Origin of the sequence: Rothia terrae (genome assembly GCF_014705925.2) — a bacterium.
Classification (GTDB): domain Bacteria; phylum Actinomycetota; class Actinomycetes; order Actinomycetales; family Micrococcaceae; genus Rothia; species Rothia terrae.
The window spans coordinates 578006-601443 of the sequence record NZ_CP061539.1 but is presented as its reverse complement, the minus strand read 5'-3'; the positions used below and the strand labels follow the sequence as shown (position 1 = coordinate 601443).

The following is a 23438-nucleotide window of genomic DNA, read 5'->3' as shown; positions in this document are numbered from 1 at the left end:
AAGGAGTTGAATATGACTGGTAACCCCATTAACAAGACCGGTACATTCACAACCACCAACACCGGGACCCCCGTGGCATCGGACAACGATTCACTTACCGTTGGCAAGGACGGCCCCATCGTCCTTCATGATGTCTACACCGTTGAAAAACTCGCGCAGTTCAACCGCGAGCGCGTTCCCGAGCGCGTAGTACACGCTAAGGGCTCCGGTGCTTTCGGTGTTTTTGAAACCACCGAGGACATCTCGCAGTACACCAAGGCTGCGCTCTTCCAGCCCGGTGTAAAAACCGAAATGCTCGCGCGTTTCTCATCCGTTGCAGGCGAACAGGGTTCACCCGATACATGGCGCGACCCGCGTGGCTTCTCGCTGAAGTTCTACACCACCGAGGGTAACTACGACCTCGTGGGTAACAACACCCCGATCTTCTTCTTGCGCGACACCATCAAGTTCCCGGACTTCATCCGTTCGCAGAAGCGTCAACCCGATTCAGGCCTACGCGACCACACTATGCAGTGGGATTTCTGGAGCCTGCGCACCGAATCAGCCCACCAGGTCACCTGGCTTATGGGCGATCGTGGTACTCCCAAGAGCTTCCGCCACATGGACGGCTTTGGCTCACACACCTACCAGTGGATCAACGCTGACGGGGAGCGCTTCTGGGTGAAGTACCACTTCAAGACCGATCAGGGCAACGATTACCTGACCGATCAAGAAGCAACTGAGCTTGCCGGTACTGACCCCGATTATTACCGCAAGGACCTTTTTGAGTCCATCAAGAACGGGGACTTCCCCAGCTGGACTCTCTACGTTCAGATCATGCCGTTTGATGACGCGAAGAACTACCGTTTTAACCCCTTCGACCTCACCAAGGTATGGCCTCATGCTGATTACCCGCTGATTAAGGTGGGTAAGATGACGCTGAACAAGAACCCCGATAACTTCTTCGCTCAGATTGAGCAGGCTGCGTTCTCACCGAGCAACTTTGTTCCCGGTATCGCAACCTCACCTGACAAGATGTTGCTCGGCCGCATCTTCTCTTACGCCGATGCGCAGCGTTACCGTGTGGGCACTAACTACGCTGATTTGCCGGTTAACTACGCTAAGAACGCTGAAATTAACTCTTACTCGAAGGAAGGCGCTATGCGCTACACCTTCAACGATCCTTCCACTCCGGTATACGCACCGAACTCATACGGCGGTCCGCACGCTGACCCGGTGAAGGCTCACGAAGAGAACACCGGCTGGGAGTTTGACGGTGAGCTGGTACGTTCGGCAGCTACTCTTCACGCTGAAGATGATGACTGGGGTCAGGCTCGAACCCTGTACACCGATGTTCTGGACGACGCTGCTCGTGAGCGTTTGGTCTCTAACATCGCTGGCCACATGAGCGAAATTGATAACGACGCTGTGCTTGAGCGCGCTTTCCAGTACTGGGAGAACGTGCACGAAGAACTTGGCGCACGCGTCCGCAAGGCTGTGGCTGAAAAGAAGTAGGTCTATCACAATTATGTGAGACATAAAAAGGTGGGGCTACCGGTTGATACCGGTAGCCCCACCTTTTTATGCGCTCTTCTTAGTAAAGATCTTTTGACTGCCCTCTATTTGATCCCTAAGGATGCAGCGTCCACGAGTTCTACCAGTTCTTTAACCTGGGCGATGGGCAGGGTTGCGTACGGGTTCAGTCCGTTAATGCGCACGCTATCTACACCGGAGTCAACGGCAAATCGGAGGACGTCCATGGAAGTGGCGCTGGTGACCTCCAGGGTGGGATCAAGCGAGGAGACCTCTGCAGCTGAGGTGAAAGTCAACAGGGTGCGGCCTTCTTCTGCTTCACCGTCGATAATCAGCGGCTGACGGTCAATAGAACCGGCAGGAGTGCCCAAGAGCAAGAAAGTGCTGGGGGCGGCAAGAGCCGAAAGAAGCTGTTGCATGTTCTGACCCATCAAAGCCATTTTCGCGGCAGGGTTATGGGGAGTTCCCAAAACCCACTGCACCTGAGGACGTTCCAGAACACTCATTGTCGGTGAACCCGGGTCGATTACCAGCAGATCAATTTCTTGGTTGTTCAAGAAATCCATCATGACCTTCACTGAATTTTCACGAACCATCACAGGCTCGCCTTCGCGTCCTTGTTCCTGATGAGACTTCAAAACTGCCTCAGGAGAAGAGAACAGGCACAGACCGCGGTATCCCTCCAACGTTGCGAAGGTGTACTTCACCGTGGTTTCAGGACCAAACGGGTTATCGCCATCGGCCACGAAGTCTGAGTTGGTAGCATCCAGAAGAATATCGCCACCCATCAGCTGACGCATCACGTTAACGAGGGCGCGTTCTGAGCGCTCTTCGGAAAATTGCACGAGGGCGTCACGAAGATAAGGGTTGGGCGATTCTTCATCATTAATATCGGCAACGTTCAAAGAACGTCCGCGATTAATCTTGGCATCAGCCCACGCCGGAAGAGCATCGGTGCGAGGGAACTTCTCAAGGTGCTCACGTACATCTCGCGCGCTGAACCCGCCCTCGCCGTCCCAGTTCTGCGGCTCATGGGTGCGGTTATACGCGGCACCGACCTGATACTCAGGAGTTGGCCAGTTCTTCGCGGCAACCACCACGGTAACTGACAGCCAAGCACCCTCAGCCTCGTCGTAGGATGCGTGCTGCAGTCTAGAGAGCTGCTCCGTGGCGAATTCTTCATCATCAAGCAAACGAGAAGTGCCAGTCACATCGCGTTCATCGTAGCTTTCCGTAAAACGCACAAAGAATGAATCGCCAACGGGCTTAGCCTCAAGCACCAGCTCATTCCAACCGGTGGTAGACACCTTTGAAAGCATCCAGCTACCCACTTCATTGAGGGCCTGTTGCAACTGTGCCGGACGTTCAGACACTGAAAAACGGGGTGAATTACTCATAAATAAAGTTATTTTCTGGTTGAAGACAACGTAATCAAGTTTGCCTTTCATTCTACCGCCCTCCTTTCAGCAGACAGGAAGGGATCTTGCCACTGTTTTCTGCGAATGAACGTTATTTATGTGGACACCACCGTCCAGCCCCAGCACACCAGCCCTGAAAGCCTGCAACTCGATGTGATGTTTAGCAGGATAAAAGCCCTCCCGAAGACACCGTAAATAGTGCGTCATCTCAGGCAAACATTGATAGCCTTAAGGCTATGACTAAAACACTGCAGGATTTGATTGACGAATCAATCTTTATCTCTACCGAATACCAGGCACGCCTGGCTGAGCTGACCGGCGACTCGGAATGGTCAGTGGACTTCTCAGCTCCGTCTTTTACTCTTTCATCTGATGATTCAGTTGCTCTTTCCCCCTACCTTCTGGGTACCGAATCAGAATCACGCGGTTCTTGGATTTGGTCGTGGCAGGAACTCGGTCATTTTCCCGACTCTGTAGTTTCAGCAGCTATTCAGGCACGCGAGGCAGGAAGCCAGCACGGAATCTCGGAGCTGACCACCGACGAGTTGGTTCTTGAAGATGGTCTAGCACGCCGCCTCACCCTTGCTACCAAGGCAGTTACCGGCATTTACGCGCACTACCCCGTTCAGGCCGGTGCAGGCGTGCGCGCATGGTTGCTACTCGATGGTGATCTTCTTGAACTTGAAGCTCCCACCGTCAACCGCATGGGACGCGTAATGGCACAGGCTCTGCAGACCGGCACCGCTGTGAACCACCTCAAGGCTGTTGATTCTTACGCACGTTTGCGCGGTGCGCACATTGAGTGGGACACCGAAGCGACCGCTGTCATCACTGCAACCGACGGCGCCCTGCGCCTGTGGTTCGACGAGGGCAAGATTTCAGGCATTGAGCCTGCCGAGCCCACCGTTGACGCTGACGAACTCAACCGTTGCGCCGCCCACGCAGCATCCTTGCGTGAACAGATGCGCAGCGAACGTAGCGAAGTTGAGCGCATTGCAGCATCAGAGGCAGCCCAGCACAGCGCGGCCCGCGAAGAAGCAGCCGCACGTGAGGCAGCAGAACGCGAGGAGGCTGCTGCGCGTCAGGCTGAGGCAGAAGCAGCTGCACAGCGCGAAGCTGAGCAGGAAGCTCGTGAAGAAGCTGCCCGCGCAGAACGCAAAGCCGCCGAGCGCGAAGCCGCTGAACGTGAAGCTCGTGAAGCTGAAGAGGTTGAGGGTACCACCACCACCGACCGCGTCTACACCGATGTTTCTGATCCCTATGATCAGGATCCTCGCGACGATGCTCAGCCCGGCCGCGTTACCACCGGCTCATTCGACGACGCTGTGGTTGCTGATGAGTTCGAGCAGATTGAGACCGAAGAGGTTCAGGAAGCTCCCGCAACTACCGAGCGTGAGACCGTTGAGGTTGAAGAGACTGAAGAGTCTCACGAAGCTTACAAGCCCGCAGCATTCCGTGTTGCCGGTGAAGCTCCGGATCTTGAGGCAGAACGCGAAGAAGCTGAGCACGCTCCTAAGAAGGAGACCAAGGAGAAGAAGGGCTTCTTCTCACGTTTCTTCGGTCTGTAAGACTAAAGCGAAGCTAAACGTTTCGTGCGTTACCCCGGTTTGCCGTTTCTTACGGCGAACCGGGGTTTCTAATGACCTCATTTGATTTTGAGTGTTCATAAAAGTTTTATGATGAGTAATCACTTTCATACTCTTTCTCTAACTCAAGCAGGTTCTATGGCTCAGTCTTCTCCTTTAGTAGCCCCGGCCTCCGATGGGCTCAGCCGCACAGGTCTTTTAGCTGTTTTTGGTGCCTATCTGATGTGGGGCGTCTTCCCGCTGTACTTTGTGCTGACGTCCCCGGCGTCTGCCCTTGAAGTTGTTGCGTGGCGTGTGGTCTTCTCACTAATTTTCTGCGCCATTCTACTGGTGGTTACCGGTACGTGGAGAAGCTTTTGGACGCTGGTGTGCAACAGCTCGCTGATGGCGCGCCTTTTTGTGGCGGGGATTTTAGTGGGTGGCAACTGGCTGATTTATGTCATTGCGGTGACCAGCGGCAACACGTTGGAGGCCTCGCTGGGGTATTTCATCAACCCGCTGGTATCTGTGCTGTTGGGTGTAGTGGTGCTCCATGAGAAGCTTCGAAAACTGCAGTGGGTGGCTGTGGGAATTGCTACCGTTGCGGTGTTGGCGATGAGTATTCTCTACGGCCAGGTTCCCTGGTTGGCGCTTGGTCTCGCTTTTACCTTTGGTTTTTACGGTCTGGTGAAAAGCCGCTTGGGCAAGGGAGTGACGGCTCTGAACTCGCTCAGCGCAGAAGCCCTATTGCTGAGCCCTATCGCCCTGGCTGTTATTGCTTTTATCTATGCGCAAGGCAACCTCACCCTGTTATCTGAAGGCGCCTCGCATTTTTGGGTTCTCGCGTTCTCAGGCATTGTCACCGGTGTTCCGCTACTGTGCTTTGCGGTAGCGGCAGCAAACCTGCCACTGTCGGTGGTGGGCATGGTGCAGTACATGACTCCGATTATGCAGTTCCTCATTGCCCTGCTGATTTTCCACGAACACATGAGTACAGAACGTTGGTTAGGGTTCATCCTCGTCTGGGTAGCAGTCGCCCTCTTTATTCTGGATGCACTACGCCACAACCAGCGTCGTCGCGTCCATCGCAAGGCGCAGGTTGCCAGCACACGCGCCTAGATATTCCAAGCCCCCGTGTAAATACACGGGGGCTTGGAGTATCGATCGTGAGGCTACTTGATGCCCACTACCTGAAGAAGATGCGCCGCCACCTTATCTGTTTCTTGCAGCATGAGCGGGTTGGTGCCCGGCATGGGAGAAATAGTGGTGTCGGGCAACTGCGCGTACGTAGGAATACCGATGAGGTGCAGACGCGGATCAGCGGTTCCGTCAGGATTGACCAGCTGACGGGTTGCAGGCACAACCTCGGGCGATCCGGTTGCCACCGGTGAGCCATCAGCAAATGTCTCTCGGAACGGACGCGTACGCTCCTGAATGGAAATTGTTGAGGCATCGGCGGGGCGACGCGTATCGGGACTGTACATCCACGCGTCCACCAGAGTGGATGCTCGCACTTCTTCAGCAATATTTTTGCCCGTTAGAACAAAACCCTCGCCCTCTACACGAACCTGCGGGCGAGCGCCGGCGAAGCTGACCAAACCCGCGTCCACGAGCGCCAAAAGTTGCTGAGTGCGAAACAGTGGCGGACCGGAACCTACCATCTGCCCAAATGCCATAAATGATTTGTACAGCGATAGGCGTGAATCGTAGGTGTAGCGTCCTTCTGCGCCCAGGATGCTGGCAGGTTTACGGGAGGCACTGATAGACCACAGCCCTGCCTTGACCGCGCTGTCGCGGGCAAGAAGCGCTTGTTCAATGTCAATGACCATGTGCTTGGCAATACGCGAGGTGAGCTCGTCAATGCTGAGCGGCTTATCTCCCGCTAGAGCTGTAACAGGGTCTTGCCAGTAGCTCAGGCTAAAGCGATCGTGCGGGTTGGGCACAAAAAGTTCCAGGGCGATATCCATCTCTGAAAGCTCGCTCGCATCGATGGTTTCAACTACGGTCTCGATGCCTGCGGTCAGCGCCTCGGGGTGATTTTGAGCAAGGACGCGGTAGTAGGCCTCGTAGGCGTCCTTGACGATGGCGGGGTACACCTGTTCACCGAAATCGATGCGCTCGTGCTGGCGCTCTTCGCCGGTCAGCTCAGTAATAACCGCTTTGAGCCGAGGAAGTGCAGCCTTGGGTGGCAAGGACTTATATTCTGATTTGGGAAGGTAGGGGTAGCCGCGTCCGGAACTCACGATGAAGTGGGGCTCTTGGCCACTAGGAATATAGCGCAGGCCCGAGCGCGCGTCAGAATCTTCTACAAACTTTCCACCGCGGTCGATGGTAGTCAGGGCCATGACGTCAAAGAAACCCATGCCTAGCCCACGGACCAGAACCTTATCTCCGGCTGGAATCTGCTGCACGTCTTGGTCAAGGGGGTTACCGGGTGCGATCCATGTTCCGGGTGCAGATGCCAGCTGTTCTTCTTCAGCGGTAGGATGCGGCTGCTGCCAGCCTGTTGCAAGCACTGTCGAGTGAGAGACCAACTCTGTGCCATCGGCAAGATGTACCAAATCGTAGCCGTCACGCTCGTCAATGGAAACAGCGCGTGAATGATGCTGATGCACGGTAACGTGCTCAGGCATCAACCCCAGGGCAACGCGAAAGCACCACCTGAGGTAAGCACCGTACAGCGCTCGCGAGGGATTAGATTCCACACGGGTAGCGCGCACTTCTTCATCAAAGCTAGCGTCAAGAATTTCAGGAAAACGATCAAACATGCTCTGGGCTTGCTCGCGCACCGACTCGCCACGAAGAATCTGAATCCACTCGTACATCGTGGGCCCTTCAATAACCGGAGCACTCACCGTTGAACCGGGTTCAGTAAAGAGAGTCACCGCACCGGCAAGCGTGTTCATGCACAGGGTACGCGTCTGCTCGGTGTCCCAGATGCGTCCGGCGCCCAGTTGTGCATCATCCACAATATGCACGTCAAGCGGCTGCTTAGATCCCGTAGCCGCAAGATATGAGCCTAACCTCTCAAGCACCGAAATACCGCGCGGACCAGCACCAATGATAACGACCGAGGGCCTCAATGTTAACTCCTTTTACGTTTTACTTATCAACTGTTGCACGCGTTGAGCTAGGGTGAAAAAGCCCTCACATTCTCACCGTACGGGCCAAAGCCCCCAGCAAGAAAGCCACCACGCAGATGAAAAAACGTGCAATGCCGCTGAGTTCCATTGTGCTCGCATTGCTCCTCGGTGTCACAGCGTGCGGTAACGTAACGCAACATGCCTCTGAAGCCGAGGACGATATCGTCATCTACCTCGAACCCAATTTCTTCAAGACGCTGTACCCGCCGTCGGCAGGTTTCTACGCTAACGGTGGTGTGCTCAACCAGGTCACAGACAGACTGCTTTATCAGGACCCTGAGACGCTTGAACTGTCTCCTTGGATTGCGACTAAGCTTCCCGAGGTTAACGAGGACGCGACCGAATACACTTTTGACATCCGCACCGATGTCACCTACTCCGATGGTTCACCGCTCACTGCTGAGAACGTTGTCAAGAACTTCGATCTTTACGGCAAGGGAGATAAGTCCCGCAAGCTCACCTCGTCGGAGCAGATTACTAATTACGATCACGGTGAAGTAGTTGATGAAGATACCGTGCGTTTCTTCTTCTCTGAACCCGCCCCCGGTTTCGCGCAGGCAACCAGCTCTTTCAATGCCGGTTTGCTCTCTGATGCCACGCTTGATAAAGACACCACGGGATTCGCCCCGGGTAAGGCAACCGAGATTATCGGTTCCGGCCCCTTCGTCATTGAAGATGAGCAGATGAACTCATCGCTGACCATGAAGGCCCGTGAAGACTATGACTGGGCTCCTGCTGAGTCTGAGCATCAAGGACGCGCCTACATCGACGGCATCAAGTACGTGCTAGCGGCTGAAGAATCCGTGCGTACCGGCGGCCTCGTCTCCGGCCAAGGCGACATCGCTCGCCAGATCGAAGCCCCCGTTGAAAAACACCTGCAGGAGCAGGGACTCACCATTTCATCGCACTCCACCAACGGCGTCACCAACCAGCTGGCCTTCCGTTTCAGGGACCCTCGCCTGTCTGATATTCGCGTTCGTCAGGCCATCATTGCGGGTACTGACCGTGATGAAATTCTAGAGACGCTGTTTTCTGACTCTTATCCCAAAGCCAACTCTGTGCTGTCATCTTCTGCACTGGGCTATCAAGATATGAGCCAGTACTACGTCTACGACCCTGACAAGGCTCAACGCCTGCTCGATGAGGCTGGATGGGTACGCGGTGAAGACGGCATCCGTAGCAAAGACGGTCAGCGCCTCACGCTCAACATCAACGAAGCCCTGCCCCAGCCGCGTTCACGCGAAGTCATCACCAAGGTTCAAGAGCAACTCGCCCGCATCGGCATTGAAATCACGCTCAACCCCGGTGATCAAGCAGCGCAGGACGCCGACTCTAAAGACATCAACAAGGTTCAGATTCGCCACACTATGGTGGGACGCGCAGACTACGACGTGCTCAAATCTCACCTTCACTCAGACAACCGAGACTCCCTGCTGAACCTCGATGAAGAAACCGGTGAGCTGGGCGATCCCGAACTTGAGAAGCTCCTGGAGCAAATCGCGTCCTCACCCCGCGAAGAAGACCGCGCAGAAGCCTCAGCCAAAGCCCAGCGCATGATGGCCGAAAAAGCCTACGCGCTACCTCTCTTTGAAGAGCCCCAGGTCTACGGCGTCCAGCCCTACCTTGAAGGCTTTGAAGAAGAATCTATCGGCCGACCCAATTTCTATAACGTCCGTATCAACCATGATCGTTTGGAGGAATCACAGTGACCGCTCGCCAATTGTGGTTGCGCATAGGGCAAGCTCTCCTTGTTCTCCTCGCAACGTACACGCTCGCTTTTATCCTGCTCTCAGCGCTACCGTCCGATGCGATCATGGCACGCTATGCCAGTCCCGATTTAGGGCTCAGCAGCGATGAGATCAATACAATTCGTGCCGAATACGGTGCAGATAAACCACTCATTGTCCAGTACTTCACCTCGCTGTTCGGCTTTCTAACCGGCAATTTCGGCTACTCCGTGCAAACCGGTGCGTCGATTGCATCCATGGTGGCAGAAGCATTGCCCGGAACGCTGGCGCTCGCCATTTCAGCTTTTGTTCTTGCCTGCATCTGGGCTCTTCTCATCGCAGTGGCGGCGTCCTTCTCTCGCGGTCTACGTGGCTTTGTTCTCGGTTTACCGTCGCTGATGGTCTCGCTCCCCAGCTTCTGGATCGGCATTATTCTCATTCAGCTGGTCTCCTTTAAACTCGGCTGGGTACCGGTTATCGGCGCATCCCCCGTGCAGTCGCTGATTCTGCCGGCGCTCACGCTCTCGATTCCCATTGCGGCGCCTCTTGCTCAGGTGCTCGTGCGTTCCATCGAAGACGTTGAACGTCAGCCCTTTATCTCAGTGGTCAAGGCCCGCGGCGCATCGCGATCACGCATCTTCTTTGGCAACGTTCTACGCAATGCGCTCCTTCCTGCGCTGACCATCGCGGGTGTGCTCTTCGGTGAGCTCGTGGGCGGCGCAGTTGTTACCGAAGCTGTCTTTGGACGCGCCGGAATTGGTCAGATGACGGTCAACGCCGTTGCTAACCGCGATACCCCCGTTCTCATGGCGGTGGTTGTTATAGCCGCGACCCTCTACGTTCTTATCAACCTCCTCGTCGATCTGCTGCACCCGGTACTTGATCCGCGAGTGCGCCGAAAGGAACGCGCATAACGATGAATACGGCGACTTTCAAAAAACCCAGCGTCATACTCGCTTCGATCATCCTTATTCTCGCGGTGCTTGCGGCGCTAGTTCCCGGTCTCTTTACCTCGCACAACCCGCTCAGCGGCACCAGCGGGGCGCTTCTCTCCCCCAGTCTTGAGCACTGGTTCGGTACCGACTCGGTAGGACGCGACCTCTATTCCCGCGTCATTTACGGAACGCGTCAGTCTCTGCTCGGTGCTCTTGTAGCGGTTCTGGTGGGGCTGGTTGTCGGTACAATCCTCGGTCTAATTGCAGGTGCACAAGGTGGTTGGCTGGATGCTCTGCTCATGCGCATCGTGGATGTGTTGCTGTCGATTCCCTCGTTGCTGTTGTCTCTTTCTGTGATTATCTTGTTGGGCTACGGCACGGTTAACGCGGCTATTGCGGTAGGTATTACCTCTGTGGCTACGTTTGCCCGTTTGGCGCGTTCACAGGTGATCTCGGTATCTTCGCTTGATTTTGTCGAGGCTGCCTATGGATCGGGTGCATCACGTTTTCAGGTGCTCACCCGCCACATTCTGCCGAACTCGCTGACGTCTGTGATTGCACTGGCAGCTGTACAGTTTGGTAGCGCTATATTGCAGCTTTCTGTGCTGGGCTTCTTGGGCTACGGCGCGCCGGCGCCTACTCCCGAGTGGGGCCTGATTATTGCGGACGCCCGTGACTACATTGCAACCTCGTGGTGGCTGACCGTTTTGCCCGGTGCCGTCATCATCGCTGTTGTGATGTCAGCAAACCACCTCAGCCATATCGTTCAGAAGAAGGCACGATGAGCACTCACGATTCTCTTGTTATTTCAGACCTTGCTGTCACGTATTCCACCTCGCGCGGCGTCGTCCAGGCGGTGCAGAATGTCTCTCTGAGCGTGGCGCCCGGCCAGATTACGGCTGTGGTGGGTGAGTCAGGTTCCGGTAAATCTACAACCGCGCAGGCCGCCATTGGTCTGTTAGCCGATAACGCGCAAATCACCGCTGGCACTATGCACCTGGGCGGGATTGACCTCGCAAGGCTCACTGACAAGCAGTGGCAACGCATCCGCGGGCCGCGCATCGGTCTCATTCCGCAGGATCCCAATAACTCGCTGAACCCGGTGAAAACCATTGGAGCTTCGGTTTCAGAAGGTTTAGAAATTCACACCTCGCTATCAACCGAGGCGCGAAAAGCACGAGTCATCGAACTGCTTGAGATGGTAGGTATTGATAATCCCGAGCGTCGGTACCGTCAGTACCCGCACGAGCTCTCCGGCGGTATGAAGCAACGCGTGCTCATTGCAGCTGCTCTGGCGCTCGAACCGGATTTCATTATCGCGGACGAGCCCACCAGCGCCCTGGATGTCACCGTTCAAAAAACCATTCTCGATCTCATCGACGAATTACGGCACAGCCGAAACATTGGCGTTCTGCTCATTACTCACGACTTGGCTGTGGCAGGCGACCGGGCAGACCGCATCGTGGTGATGCACGATGGACAGGTGAAAGAAACAGGGTACGCAGCCAGTGTTCTTTCTGACCCGCAGGACTCCTATACCCGACAGCTACTTGCCGATGCGCCGTCGCTGTCGGTGGCAAGCGTCCCCCAGCGACGCAGCGTTGCAGGTTCAGTCCGTGCCCAGCAATCAGCTCACGCGGTAGCGCCTTGGCAACGCGATGTCCCTGCGCAGGCAGAGCCCGCTCCCCTGCTGAGCGTCCGCAACTTTACACAGAAATTTGGGGACTTCACCGCCGCTGAGAATATCTCCTTCGACGTTCAGCGCGGCACCACGCACGCTATCGTGGATGAATCCGGCTCCGGCAAAACCACGACAGGACGCGCCATCGCAGGGTTCTCAAGCCCCACCACCGGCGAGATCCTCTTTGAAGGCAAGCGCATTGACCCCAAGAGCAAGCAACTGCGAAAGCATGTTCAGCTGGTCTACCAGAACCCCTACTCATCGCTGAACCCCAAAATGACAGTGGGAGTTACGCTCGCCGAACCACTCAAAAACTTTAAACTGGTCGGCAAGTCTCAGATTAAAGAGAGGGTGGCTCGCTACCTAGAACTTGTCTCGCTTGACCCTGAGTTCGCTTCCCGGCGCCCGGCAGAGCTCTCCGGTGGTCAGCGTCAACGCGTTGCTATCGCCCGCGCACTGATTGTAGAACCTGAGCTTGTTGTTTTCGACGAGGCAGTCTCGGCGCTGGACGTCACCGTTCAGTCTCAGATTCTGCGCCTGCTCGCGCGTTTACAGGAAGAGCTGACACTCACCTATGTCTTTATCTCTCACGACCTTGCAGTGGTTCGTCAGATTTCAGACACCGTTTCGGTGATGACTGCCGGCCAGCAGGTCGAATACGGTGAGACAGAGCGCGTGTTCTCATCACCCACCAGTACCTTCACACGATCGCTGATCGATGCTATCCCGGGTCAGCGTTTTCGGGACGGCTCACTGAACATGGGACTGTAGAGATAAGGAGTATACGATGGCAGATATTATCGATATCCTCTCAGAGATTCCGGACAACCTTCGCTCAGTGCGACGCATGCGTCAGGACGCTGTGGACAACGCGCAGAAGAGCTTCGAGTTGCTGGTAGAGGGCGAGAGTTCCCTGACTCCAGCGGAACGTTTTGCGGTGGCAGCTGAGGTCGCCTGCCTGCATCAGGTAGAAAAGGCAACAACCTTCTATCAAGAAATTGCCGCTGAAGAGCAGGCCTCCGGCGAGCGCCTGGACGCGATTTTAGCGGCAACGCGCGTCATTACTTTGGCTCCTGCGCAGGCTGATGCTCGGGTACTCTCGCAGGTACGTCAGTACCTCACCGAGGACGAGGTCGTTACCCTTTATCAGCTGATCTCTTTTCTAGCTTTTCAGCTACGAGTTGTGCTGGGTTTGCAGGTACTCGCTGGCGGGGCGTCAGGTTCTGGCTTGGTCGATGAACACGTGGCCGTTGATCATCTGACGGTAGGCGATAATGTGCGCACTTACCCGGACCTGGTTGGGCCGACAACGTTCGTTCGTCATTCGCTGGGGTGGAAACCCTGGGTAGCTCCGCTTGAAAAGAATGAGCTCACCGATGAGCATCGTGAAGCTTTGGTCTCTAAAGACCGAGAAGGCTCTGAATACTTCAGGTTGCTAGTGCGAGATCCCGGTGCGCTTCGCGCTCGTACCCTCACCGATTTCGATATTTTCTACAATGTTGATGGCGGTTTGGGCAGAGCAGAACGCGAGTTGGCAGCTACCGCTGCGTCTAAAGTCAACGGCTGTATTTACTGCGCATCGGTTCACTCGGTACGCGGTGCCAAAGAGTCTGACCGCGGTGAAGATTTTGATGCCCTGCTCGCCGATGTTAACGCCGATGTGGGATCGACTGAGTGGAGCGCTATTAGGGATGCTGCGGTGGCTTTGACGCAGATGACCTTTAGTTACAAGCATGTGGATGCCCTTCGCGCAGAAGGTTTTGATGATGCCTCTATTATCGATGTCATCAACGCCTCAGCCTTCTTCAACTGGGCAAATAGGTTGATGCTGACGCTAGGTGAGCCTGAACTTCCCCAGCGCTTTCGCTAGCCTACTTTAAGACAGTAAAACCCCGGTGTCTTGAGATGTCAGAATCTCAAGACACCGGGGTTTACTGATGAACGGTCTTTCGGACTATTCCAAATCGCCGTCGCTATTGGCGTAAGCTTCGGCGTCCTCAGGGTTGCGGAGGAGGTTGACGATTGCCAGTGCAAGGCCGCCCCAAATCATCAAGATTGCAACGATGAGCATAACGATTGCTGAAGTACCCACGGGACTAACCTTCTTTCACTTCGGTAGACGCATCGTGCTGAATCTTGCCAGCTGCCACAGGAGGAGCCGGTGCCTTAAGGGCTGCGCGTGAACGCGATGACCACGGCAGGAATGAAACTACGACAGCGACAACGAGCAGCAGAAGAACCATGCCCCAGCCAAAGATGTTAATCATTTCTGCGGGGTACCCTTCGTAGGGTTCCTTGACCAAACCGATAAAGGTGTTGATCAGGGAGTAACCCAAGATGATGGGGGTAACTGCCGCCAGCAGAATCATCCAGATAGGACCAATCTTGATGGACGCGGTCTGGTTGACGTGATCGCGCAGAACGGGCAAAGCACGCACTACGTAACCCACCAAGAAGATGGAGAGCAAGCCCGCTGCCAGAATGCCGAACTGGTTGACGAAGTTGTCCATGATATCCAGAACGTAAAGGCCCGAGGTGGTGGGCATCAGCAGGGTGGATGCGATAGCGAGAGGCACGATGACAGCTGCGGTTGAGACCACGCGTGAAGCGCCAAACTTATCCTGTACGCCCGCAACGATAACCTCAACAATTGAGATCAACGAGGTAATACCGGCAAACAGCAAGGAGCCAAAGAACAAGATGCCGATCAGGGTACCTGCAGGTGCCTGAGAAATGATGGTCGGGAACGCAATGAACGCCAGACCAATACCGGAGGTCGCAACCTCAGAAACCTGGGTGTCAGCAGCGTTTGCCATGAAGCCGAGAGCCGCAAAAACGCCGATGCCTGCCAGCAGCTCGAAACCTGAGTTTGCAAAACCAACGACCACGCCGGTACCGGTGAGGTCTGATTGCTTCTTCAGGTACGACGAGTAGGTGATCATGATGCCAAAGCCGATGGACAGCGAGAAGAAAATCTGGCCGTATGCAGCCACCCAAACCTTTGCATCCAGCAGGGAAGACCAGTTAGGGGTAAACAAAGCGTTCAAGCCGTCGAATGCGCCGGGCAGAGTCAGCGAGTAAATCACCAGAGCCAAGAACATGACGATGAGCACGGGAATAAACACGATATTCGCCGCGCCAACGCCCTTCTGCACGCCCAAAGACATAATGACTAACAGAGCCACCCAAATCAGAACAACCGGAATCAAAATGCCGGGAACAAAGTCCAAGGTGACGCCAGCGGTGGGGTCTGATGTCTGCAAGAAGTTACCGCTAAAGAAGTCAGCCGGTGAGTCGCCCCAGGCGTGGTTGACCGAGAAAATCATGTAGCGCAGTGACCACGCGATAATTGCCGCGTAGTAAATCGCGATAATGACGTTGATGCCCATGTGCCACCAACCGATGAACTCGGTTTTGCGGTTGAGGCGGCGGAAGGCAAGAGGCGAGGATGCGCGTCCGCGGTGGCCGATTGCGTAGTCGAAGAAGAGGAAAGGCAGACCAGCGGTGAGCAGTGCTACCAGGTAGGGAATCATAAATGCGCCGCCGCCATTGTCAAAAGCAATGTAGGGGAAGCGCCAGATGTTTCCCAGACCCACTGCCGAGCCGATAGCAGCGAAGATGAAGACCTTGCGGCTTGAGAAGCTCTCGCGCTTCTTAGGTGCCGCAACCGATGATTGAGTCATCTGAATAACCTTATAAATCACAAAAATGGGCAACGCTGTCTTTCGACGTGGTTGCCCCAGAAAAAATGATGCGTGTGTCTTTTGCTGATCACTGGGTGCGGTGATGAAAGCAAAATACGATTTTTCTTGTGTTCAGAGCGCCGGGTCTGGCTCATAATCCACAAATTATCAATGTGATGATTCTACTGCGGGGTAAAGAACTGATTCACAGTAGTCTTACATTTTGAGAACCTACACTGCTGGCTAGGGCCTTTACTGGGCATACAAAAAGGCTGGACTCCCCTGTTCGGAAAGCCCAGCCTCAAAGATTCCTTAGATCTCGCGCTTGACTACAGCGTGAGCGAAGGATTTCAACGCTTCTTTAGCGGTGGAATCCGGCAGCGGCTCAATAGCAGCGATCGCTTCGTCAGCCCAGCTGTAGGCAATGTCCCATGCCTTTTGAGTCACGGGGTGAGCTGACAGGGCAGCTACCGCATCTGCAAGCGCGGCGTCACTGCTCAAACCGCCACTAATCATGGTCTGAATACGCTGAGCCTCTTCATCTCCTGCCTCGGCTTCCTGTGCCAGCAAAATGGTGGGCAGGGTGGGAACGCCCTCGCGCAGGTCAGTGCCGGGAGTCTTACCGGCAGCGGTACCGCCGGTCAGGTCGATAACATCGTCTGCAAGCTGGAAGGCTACACCCACCAATTCGCCGTAGCGAACCAGCATCTGCACAGCGGATTCAGGTGCCTCCGCCAGCACAGTGCCGTACTCGCCGGCAGCGGAAATCAGCGAACCGGTTTTTCCTTCAATCACCTTGATGTAGTGGTTGTAAAGATCATCACCGTTTTGCGGTCCAGTCGTTTCAAACAGCTGGCCAAGAACCAGACGTTCGAAGGTGCGAGCCTGAATAGCCAGCGCACGAGCGCCCAACTCAGAAACGATCAAAGAGGCACGAGCAAAGATGAGGTCACCGGTAAGAATCGCAACAGAGTTACCCCAAATAGTCTGCGCGGTATCAACACCGCGGCGCTTGGGCGCATCGTCCATGACATCATCGTGATACAAAGTCGCAAGGTGGGTGAGCTCAACAACGACGGCGGCATCAAGCACCTTATCGTTGATTTCGCCGCCCGCTGCAGCTGCCAAGAGAGTCAGCAGGGGGCGCACACGCTTACCACCGGCGTCGAGCAAGTGACGCGACGCTACATCTGCCAAGTGATTCGTGTTCTCGACAGCACGTGAGAGTCGCTGCTCAATTTCAGCCAGCGACTCGACGATTTTCGGGCCCAACTCCGGATCTTCAGCGATGAGGTCAAACCCCTTAGGCAGGTTGAATTCAAACTCACCAGCTAAATCAGCCGACGCTTTATGTACGGGGGTATCAGTCACAGTAGTGTTGCTTCTCTTTTATTCGAATCAGGAAGGTGTTTTATCAGTTTACTTGGAAGGCTTGAAACCGCGGTGGATTGCAACGATGCCGCCCGTCAGGTTGCGGTACTTCACATCTGCCCAGCCTGCATCTGCAAAGTGCTGCGCGAGTTCGGCCTGCCCCGGCCAATCGAGGATTGATTCGCCCAAGTAAACGTACGACTCGGGGTTGGATGACAACACCTTGGCGACCGGAGGAATAGCAGGCAAAACACAGTTCTTGTAGATAGCTGCGAAGGGTGCGAACGCAGGTGTTGAAAATTCAAGCACAACGATGCGTCCACCGGGTTTGGTGACGCGGTACATCTCTCGCAGGGCACGAGGAAAATCAGCGACGTTGCGCAGACCGTAGGACATGGTGACAGCGTCGAACTCTTCATCCTCAAAGGGCAGGTCGGTGACATCCGCCTGGACGAAGGTCATGTCGGGGCGACGCTTGCGACCAACTGCCAGCATTCCTTCTGACAAGTCAGCGGCAACAACATCAACACCGGCATCGGCAAATGGCTCTGAGGAGGTGCCGGTGCCCGCAGCGATATCTAGAACTCGCTGGCCGGGGCGTGCGTCGACCGCGGCAACAGTCTGCTTACGCCAGTAAATGTGCTGGCCCAGGGACGCGATGCCGTTCATGAGGTCGTAGCGCGGTGCTACCTCGTCGAACATTGAGGCAATGTCTTTTGTTTTCTTATTAAGGTCTGCTCGATTCACCTTGCTATTGTTTCACGTTCTGACGCTTTGTGGGTACGTAGCGGTCAGCACAGCACATTTTTTAGTGTGTTTTACGCACTTTCTCACTCGTTATTTTCTGTGAGTGAAAAGAAACTAGATGCTGCGGATGCCTTCAACGTTGGTCTTTGCGGGCTCGTGAGTTTCACCGGTGAGCATGGTGACCATAACGGTGGAAGGTTCCATCGCACGCACTTCGTGAAGCAGATGACTGGTGAGGTGAATAGGAGTGCCTGGCACGAGGTCAATAATCTCGTCCTTGACGGTGAACTCTACGCGTCCTTTGAGAACCTGAACGATCACGGGGTGAACGCTGTGGTGCTCGCGCCACACCTGCCCCTGCGCAAATTCAAGGATGACGAGGTTAGCGCCGGTTGCATCAACAATCTTTTGCGCGTGAGGCTTGTTATCAAACGGTTCAAAGGCCTCGGTAAGCTGAGGAAAAACTAGAGCCGTACCTTCATGAGTTCCTGCCATGATGAGTCCTTTCGCAAACGCAAAGTGATCGTTCCACTCCCCACGTTACGCCTTGAATATGGCACTGTGCAGGGGCTATGCGAAAAATCTCAGATGCGCACCTAGACGTTCACAATTTTTACGCTAATTCCTGAGGATGCGTAGGCGCGCGCTAGAGCCTCAAGATCCACATCTACCGGGGTGGTGAAATACCGTTGCACCGCGTTCTTATATACGGGCTTTTTGCCTAATTTTCCGTGCTCTAGCGTGCCAAAAATACCGCCACCGTGATCGTTCAACACGATGATTTCTACATCCGGCTTTGTTTCAAGCGGTCCAATGTTCAGCGAGGACGCGTCGTGCAAGAAGGTGAGGTCACCAACGATGAGGCGGACTTTCTGGGGCTTGGACGCGCCACGTTCTTTGCCGCTCTCCCCTGCTAGGGAGATGCCGATGGCTGTGGCGATGGTGCCGTCAATACCCGCCAGCCCTCTATTGGCGTAGACGCGCGGTGAGGTAGCGCGCGACACCACACCCAAATCGAGATCACGAATAATATTCGAAGACCCAACGACCAGTGAAGCGCCGTCTTCACGGCAGGCGTTCCAGGCATCTTGCACCAGTGCAAGCGCAGCGGCGCGTCCTGAATTTTCGCCGGATTCACGGTATCGATCAATGTTCTGCTGATGCTCGATGCGGCGGCTCTCGCCTGCCTGAACCCACGCACTCAGCCAGCTCTGCTCAGAACCTACGACTGAGACACCGTGACCGCTACCGGCGAACCGTGCCAGGTCAGCTATGTATTTATAGGGTTTTTCGGAACGGCGCCCAGGAGCGTACCAGGCAACGGGTGCAGGTTCATAGATAGCTTTTTCAACATCTGCGTTATCGAGCAAAGCCGAGATAGGACGCGACAGGGTGGGGTGGCCAAAAACTACAGCGCGTTCTATCTGCTGCCCTAAGCTTTCAGAAAGCACCTCTCGATATGCGCAAATGGCGTTGGCAGAAAACAAGGCGTTCGATGATGGCTCAGCGAATAACGGCAACCCGAGTTTTTGAGCAAATTCCGCAGCTATTGCGCCCGCGCCATCGCCGGCAACGACGACGGTTCGATAGCCCTCGGCGGGCAGATGATCTGAACCAAGCCACGGTTCTACGGTGGGATCAGCAGCAATAACGGATGCCGGACGCTCTACTTCTTTAAGGCTCTGCGCCCACTGCGGAAGAATCTGTTCGGCAGCGTCATTCGGAGTCAGCGGTGTATCAAAGGCACAGTTAACCTGAACAGGGCCTGCCGGTGTGCCCGATGCGTTGCCCCACACATGCGCGTCGCGTCCGGTTAATGCCGCAAGACACTCGTTGAAACCTACGGTCTGTTCACCCGTGCTTTCTTCAGGGTAAGCAGTTAAATCAACGGTCGCGCGCACGTGTGAGCCGAAAAAATTGACCTGATTCGTGGTCTGGTTAGCACCGGTTCCCCGAAGACGCGGCGGACGGTCCGCACTCAAAACCACCAGAGGCAGTCCTTGATGATCAGCTTCCATGACAGCGGGCATAAGGTTGCCTACCGCCGTACCACTGGTCACGATGATTCCAACCGGCTCATTCAATGATTTCGCCAACCCAAGAGCGGTGAAACCTGCGGTTCGCTCATCGGTGCGCACATAGGTTTGCACAACCCCGGCCTCTTCAAGTGCGGCCACAGCGTACACTAAGGGGGCGGAACGAGACCCCGGTGATACCACCACATGGCGCATACCGATGCGAACTAGAGAATCTAGAACTGAAACAGCGGTAAAGATCGAAGCAGGTACGGGTAATTCACTCATCACCGCTCTATTCTACTCGCCCGTTAACATCTGAGCCGGTGCGCAACAAAGGCAGATTAACGTGAAAAACCGCACCACAATAGTTTCCACCGCATCTGTTATTCCGTGGTCAGGTAATCCTCCTAGACATACTCCGCTACGAGCATGCTTAAAACAAAAGCCCTCGCGTCTGGGGTAAGACGCGAGGGCTTATCAATATGCTTTCAGCTCAACCTAGCTTTAGGGGAAGGCAGCTAAGGAGCTTTGGCATATGGCTACCTCATTTGTAGCCAAGTGTGGCAAGGAGTAATCCACACTAAGTTTTGGGGGACGGTCGCAACCAGTTGAAGCTTAGTTGGTGCGGTAGTCGTAGTAGAGATCCCAGCGCTCATCTTCGGTGAGCTCAGGAGTCAAGAAAACCTGACGCAGGTTCTTCGCTACAGAGTGAGCCTTCTTTGATGCGGGGGCCATCAACAAAAACATAGGTTTTCCTTAAGTTCGGGGGTTACAACTTATTCTCTACAAACTTCATTACCGTTGGGTAATTTACGGTATCCGTTTGCGGTAGCACCAGCCTAACATACTTGTGGGCGGTTTGGGGACAATTTTTTAAAAATATTTTCCACCGATTCTATTTTTTCTTTATATACAAGGGTACTTTCAGGAATTTGAGCAGCACCAACTTCCAGATTTTGTCCCCTATTCACCAGTAACTAACCAAGTGAGGGGCTTTGTTTACCCAACGTTATTTTTTAAACAAACTAAATTTCATCGCTATAAATTTATTTAACCAATCGTTAAATTAGTTATTTATTACTAGGTGCGCATAATTATGCTCAATTCGCTCACGCCACCAGCGCACACGCGCGTCCGAAGCACTAAATCGCGTGAGCAACTCTTGCGAAGGCTCCACGGTTCGCACCGGCAACATTCCATCTCGTGCAACGAGCGAGTTTTCAGTGACATCGCCGTCCAACAAAGAGACAGTACCTAAGCCGCATCCAAAAGGAAGCTCAGGTAGCGACGCCGCAAGCGCAGCACCTGCACTTATACCTATAGACGTTTCAAGCGCAGAAGAAATCACGCACGGAAGACCAGATTTTTCCACAATTCTAAGTGCACTTCGTATTCCTCCTAGTGGGGCGGCTTTGATGATCAACACATCTGCTGCTTTAGCCTGCGCAACCTTCAACGGATCCTCCGCCTTGCGCACCGACTCGTCCGCAGCAATCAACAAAGAATTGCCCTTTTCACGCAATTCAGCGCGAACCTGCGCCAGACCTTCAATAGTTGCCACCGGCTGCTCAGCATAAAGAAGGTCATACTCCGAAAGGTGCGTCAGCGATTCCACGGCCTGCGGTAGATCCCAGCCCATGTTCGCATCCACCTTAATACCGGCATCGGGCAAAAGCTCCCGAACCTTTGCCACGCGCGCGCAATCATCGCTCAGCGTTTGTCCTTTCTCAGCAACCTTCACCTTTACCTCGCGGATTGAGCCTTCATAACGGGAAAGGACCCGCTCAACCTCATGAGCCCCAACAGCAGGAACAGTGGCGTTCAAAGGAATCTCATGACGCTTAGGTTCAGGGAAGCCCTGCCACGCCGCCTCTAGTGCGCCCTTCAGCCATGCGGACGCTTCAGCTGGCTGATATTCAAGAAATGGAGCGAACTCACCCCACCCAGCGGGGCCTTTAATAAGAGCGCTCTCACGGTACGTGACTCCGCGGAACTTCACTTTCATAGGGATGCTCACCACACGCAGAGTGGACAAAATATCGTCAAGAGGGGGTACAACTAATTCATTAGCACTCGTCATAGCTCTACGTTACCGCGTAAGTGCTGACACCGAATACAGTAGATTCCCAGCAAAGCTAAAGGTTTCTCGGGCATAGTTAACTACTGGTCGCATCTTGCTGCGACACTCACTTTTACGTCATCAAGCGAAAGCGGATACCGTCTATGAGTTACCGAAATAATCACCGGGGCAACACCCCTCACGACACTTCGCGCACCCTCTCATTCGACGCTTTCTCTGACGACGAGAAAACTGAGGTTCTCAACCTCGATAATGACTCTCACCCTGTCGCAGGCCCCGACACCGAACCAACCCGCGTCATTACCGCGGCTTCTTCGTATAAATCTCACCACGAAATACCGGCAAGCGCACGTAGCTCTCAGTTCAACGATGATCCCACCGAAGTTTTTCCGGGGCGAGCAGCACACACCGCGCCTGCAACCCAGCAGATGCCCGTTAGCAAAAATGCTACACGACCGCTACAGAAAATAACGCGCCCTACCTTAAAAGGTTCCAAGGTCGCGTCCTTTCTTCTGCCCGCTCAGCCTACTAAAAATTCTCATCAGCAGGTAGAGCTACCTCGCGATTATCAGACGCAGGTTGCCCCGCAGACTTTCAATCAGTCCAATCCCCAAGCTCCAAATGCTATGCGCTCAGGGCTACCCTCGCATATTCGGCAGACTCGCCCCAGCACCTGGGGAATCATTCAGCACCTCTTAGCCTGGCTACTCATTGTGGGGCTATTGTGCGCAAGCCTCTGGTTCTTTGTGCTCACCCCCAGTGGCCAGCAACTTGATGAAGTAGCTTTCCGCGAATACGCCTACCAGTTCCTCACTATTCAGCCGCAGACCGCCACAGGTCTCGATCAAATACCCGCGGCAGCAGGCATCTTTGCTGTCACCGGCCTTCTCTTTGTGTTGATCTGGAAGCACCGCTTTATCCCGGCTATCGTCGGCATCGGTGTAGCGTTGGCGTCCAACGCAACAACGCAGGTCATCAAAAATGTCATACTCACCAAGCCCAACTACGGCATTCAAGAAGCTACGATGAACTCAGCGCCTTCAGGGCATACCACGTTCGCGGCAAGCGCTGTTGCCATGCTGTTCCTCGCATCGCCTAAGCGCCTGCGTCCGGCGGTCGGTTTTATCGGCATGCTCTTTACACTTGCCGCTGGCTACTCAACGATTATCAACGAATGGCACCGCCCCGTGGACGTCATCTCGGGCATTCTCGTCACCGCCAGCTGGACCATCGTGGGGCTCGCCCTCTTGCGTTTCTTGCGATCCGAAGAGCTTGATATGAGCAACACACAACGCTCTGGCCTGGTGATGATTCCGCTGCTACTGATTGGTGGGTTCTTCCTCAGCTTCTGCGCGGTTGCTATGTATCTGCTGGTCTACACCGACACCATGGCGGGTTCAGCGGTTATTGGCGCAACCTGCATGATTGCGGCCGTCGCTTTCTTCAGCACCGCTATCTTGATTGCTCTGCTCAGACCGCAAAATAAGAAGCGTAAGGTCTACACCAAGGTCTGGACTTACTGACCTCATACAAGCGCATACACTCAGGGCGGCTGGAA

The 23438-nt window shown here is 54.7% G+C and carries 19 protein-coding genes; 9 read left to right on the top strand and 10 right to left on the bottom strand.

What is annotated here, in order from left to right; translation table 11 throughout:
* The first annotated feature begins 12 nt into the window (after window positions 1–12).
* On the top strand, window positions 13–1494 hold the full coding sequence (locus IDM49_RS02835) for a catalase (RefSeq protein WP_190724961.1): 1482 nt from the start codon (window positions 13–15) through the stop codon (window positions 1492–1494).
* Between the two features lie 104 nt (window positions 1495–1598).
* Here the strand turns inward: IDM49_RS02835 and IDM49_RS02830 are convergent, their stop codons facing one another.
* Window positions 1599–2960 (bottom strand): SseB family protein, encoded by a 1362-nt coding sequence (locus tag IDM49_RS02830; protein WP_193836672.1) that lies wholly within the window; start codon window positions 2958–2960, stop codon window positions 1599–1601.
* A 206-nt stretch (window positions 2961–3166) separates the two neighbouring features.
* Between IDM49_RS02830 and IDM49_RS02825 the strand changes: the two genes are divergently transcribed.
* Both IDM49_RS02825 and rarD read left to right on the top strand, forming a co-directional pair.
* On the top strand, window positions 3167–4498 hold the full coding sequence (locus IDM49_RS02825) for a DUF6882 domain-containing protein (protein WP_190724959.1): 1332 nt from the start codon (window positions 3167–3169) through the stop codon (window positions 4496–4498).
* A 156-nt stretch (window positions 4499–4654) separates the two neighbouring features.
* Window positions 4655–5614, top strand: a complete 960-nt coding sequence (gene rarD / locus IDM49_RS02820) for an EamA family transporter RarD (RefSeq protein WP_190724958.1) — start codon at window positions 4655–4657, stop codon at window positions 5612–5614.
* Between the two features lie 53 nt (window positions 5615–5667).
* On the opposite strand, the gene IDM49_RS02815 is transcribed toward rarD, so the two are convergent.
* A complete protein-coding gene (locus IDM49_RS02815; protein ID WP_190724957.1) occupies window positions 5668–7578 on the bottom strand; it encodes an FAD/NAD(P)-binding protein in 1911 nt (636 codons plus the stop codon).
* Window positions 7579–7694: 116 nt separating this feature from the next.
* Between IDM49_RS02815 and IDM49_RS02810 the strand changes: the two genes are divergently transcribed.
* Genes IDM49_RS02810 through IDM49_RS02790 form a run of 5 tightly spaced genes read left to right on the top strand, consistent with a single transcriptional unit; the run spans window position 7695 to window position 13851 of the window.
* Window positions 7695–9347, top strand: a complete 1653-nt coding sequence (locus tag IDM49_RS02810) for a TIGR04028 family ABC transporter substrate-binding protein (protein WP_190724956.1) — start codon at window positions 7695–7697, stop codon at window positions 9345–9347.
* Window positions 9344–10279: an ABC transporter permease gene (locus IDM49_RS02805; RefSeq protein ID WP_190724955.1), complete on the top strand. Its 936-nt coding sequence runs from the start codon at window positions 9344–9346 to the stop codon at window positions 10277–10279. The genes IDM49_RS02810 and IDM49_RS02805 overlap by 4 nt, the downstream gene beginning before the upstream one ends.
* A gap of 2 nt (window positions 10280–10281) precedes the next feature.
* Window positions 10282–11085 (top strand): ABC transporter permease, encoded by an 804-nt coding sequence (locus IDM49_RS02800; RefSeq protein WP_190724954.1) that lies wholly within the window; start codon window positions 10282–10284, stop codon window positions 11083–11085.
* Window positions 11082–12752, top strand: coding sequence for a dipeptide ABC transporter ATP-binding protein (locus IDM49_RS02795; protein WP_190724953.1), 1671 nt, complete (start codon window positions 11082–11084; stop codon window positions 12750–12752). Before IDM49_RS02800 ends, IDM49_RS02795 begins: the two co-directional genes overlap by 4 nt.
* Window positions 12753–12768: 16 nt before the next feature.
* On the top strand, window positions 12769–13851 hold the full coding sequence (locus IDM49_RS02790; RefSeq protein WP_190724952.1) for an alkylhydroperoxidase domain protein: 1083 nt from the start codon (window positions 12769–12771) through the stop codon (window positions 13849–13851).
* A gap of 84 nt (window positions 13852–13935) precedes the next feature.
* Here IDM49_RS02790 and IDM49_RS02785 read toward each other — a convergent pair whose 3' ends face one another.
* From IDM49_RS02785 to IDM49_RS02755, 8 genes are all read right to left on the bottom strand, one after another.
* The gene (locus tag IDM49_RS02785) at window positions 13936–14073 is read right to left on the bottom strand and encodes a methionine/alanine import family NSS transporter small subunit (RefSeq protein ID WP_190724951.1); all 138 of its coding nucleotides are present in this window, start codon (window positions 14071–14073) and stop codon (window positions 13936–13938) included.
* A gap of 4 nt (window positions 14074–14077) precedes the next feature.
* Window positions 14078–15664, bottom strand: coding sequence for a sodium-dependent transporter (locus tag IDM49_RS02780; RefSeq protein WP_190724950.1), 1587 nt, complete (start codon window positions 15662–15664; stop codon window positions 14078–14080).
* Between the two features lie 312 nt (window positions 15665–15976).
* Window positions 15977–17035, bottom strand: a complete 1059-nt coding sequence (locus IDM49_RS02775; protein WP_190724949.1) for a polyprenyl synthetase family protein — start codon at window positions 17033–17035, stop codon at window positions 15977–15979.
* 48 nt (window positions 17036–17083) lie between these two features.
* Entirely contained in the window at window positions 17084–17782 is a 699-nt protein-coding gene (locus IDM49_RS02770) for a demethylmenaquinone methyltransferase (RefSeq protein WP_190724948.1), read from the bottom strand.
* 114 nt (window positions 17783–17896) lie between these two features.
* Window positions 17897–18277 carry a cupin domain-containing protein gene (locus IDM49_RS02765; protein ID WP_190724947.1) on the bottom strand — a complete coding sequence of 127 codons (381 nt, stop codon included), beginning with the start codon at window positions 18275–18277 and terminating at the stop codon, window positions 17897–17899.
* A 101-nt stretch (window positions 18278–18378) separates the two neighbouring features.
* Window positions 18379–20085, bottom strand: coding sequence for a 2-succinyl-5-enolpyruvyl-6-hydroxy-3-cyclohexene-1-carboxylic-acid synthase (gene menD, locus IDM49_RS02760; RefSeq protein ID WP_190724946.1), 1707 nt, complete (start codon window positions 20083–20085; stop codon window positions 18379–18381).
* A 330-nt stretch (window positions 20086–20415) separates the two neighbouring features.
* Window positions 20416–20547 (bottom strand): hypothetical protein, encoded by a 132-nt coding sequence (locus tag IDM49_RS12395; protein WP_265578803.1) that lies wholly within the window; start codon window positions 20545–20547, stop codon window positions 20416–20418.
* 319 nt (window positions 20548–20866) lie between these two features.
* The gene (locus tag IDM49_RS02755; protein WP_168614483.1) at window positions 20867–21880 is read right to left on the bottom strand and encodes an o-succinylbenzoate synthase; all 1014 of its coding nucleotides are present in this window, start codon (window positions 21878–21880) and stop codon (window positions 20867–20869) included.
* 143 nt (window positions 21881–22023) lie between these two features.
* Between IDM49_RS02755 and IDM49_RS02750 the strand changes: the two genes are divergently transcribed.
* A complete protein-coding gene (locus IDM49_RS02750) occupies window positions 22024–23403 on the top strand; it encodes a phosphatase PAP2 family protein (protein WP_228008165.1) in 1380 nt (459 codons plus the stop codon).
* Window positions 23404–23438: the final 35 nt, after the last annotated feature.

Coding starts and splice junctions, on each gene's coding strand:
- IDM49_RS02790 (WP_190724952.1), top strand. CDS start 12,769: ATGGCAGATATTATCGATATCCTCTCAGAGATTCCGGACAACCTTCGC.
- rarD (WP_190724958.1), top strand. CDS start 4,655: ATGGCTCAGTCTTCTCCTTTAGTAGCCCCGGCCTCCGATGGGCTCAGC.
- IDM49_RS02765 (WP_190724947.1), bottom strand. CDS start 18,277: ATGGCAGGAACTCATGAAGGTACGGCTCTAGTTTTTCCTCAGCTTACC.
- IDM49_RS02750 (WP_228008165.1), top strand. CDS start 22,024: ATGAGTTACCGAAATAATCACCGGGGCAACACCCCTCACGACACTTCG.
- IDM49_RS02795 (WP_190724953.1), top strand. CDS start 11,082: ATGAGCACTCACGATTCTCTTGTTATTTCAGACCTTGCTGTCACGTAT.
- IDM49_RS02825 (WP_190724959.1), top strand. CDS start 3,167: ATGACTAAAACACTGCAGGATTTGATTGACGAATCAATCTTTATCTCT.
- IDM49_RS02830 (WP_193836672.1), bottom strand. CDS start 2,960: ATGAAAGGCAAACTTGATTACGTTGTCTTCAACCAGAAAATAACTTTA.
- IDM49_RS02780 (WP_190724950.1), bottom strand. CDS start 15,664: ATGACTCAATCATCGGTTGCGGCACCTAAGAAGCGCGAGAGCTTCTCA.
- IDM49_RS02835 (WP_190724961.1), top strand. CDS start 13: ATGACTGGTAACCCCATTAACAAGACCGGTACATTCACAACCACCAAC.
- IDM49_RS02800 (WP_190724954.1), top strand. CDS start 10,282: ATGAATACGGCGACTTTCAAAAAACCCAGCGTCATACTCGCTTCGATC.
- IDM49_RS12395 (WP_265578803.1), bottom strand. CDS start 20,547: ATGTTTTTGTTGATGGCCCCCGCATCAAAGAAGGCTCACTCTGTAGCG.
- IDM49_RS02810 (WP_190724956.1), top strand. CDS start 7,695: ATGAAAAAACGTGCAATGCCGCTGAGTTCCATTGTGCTCGCATTGCTC.
- menD (WP_190724946.1), bottom strand. CDS start 20,085: ATGAGTGAATTACCCGTACCTGCTTCGATCTTTACCGCTGTTTCAGTT.
- IDM49_RS02755 (WP_168614483.1), bottom strand. CDS start 21,880: ATGACGAGTGCTAATGAATTAGTTGTACCCCCTCTTGACGATATTTTG.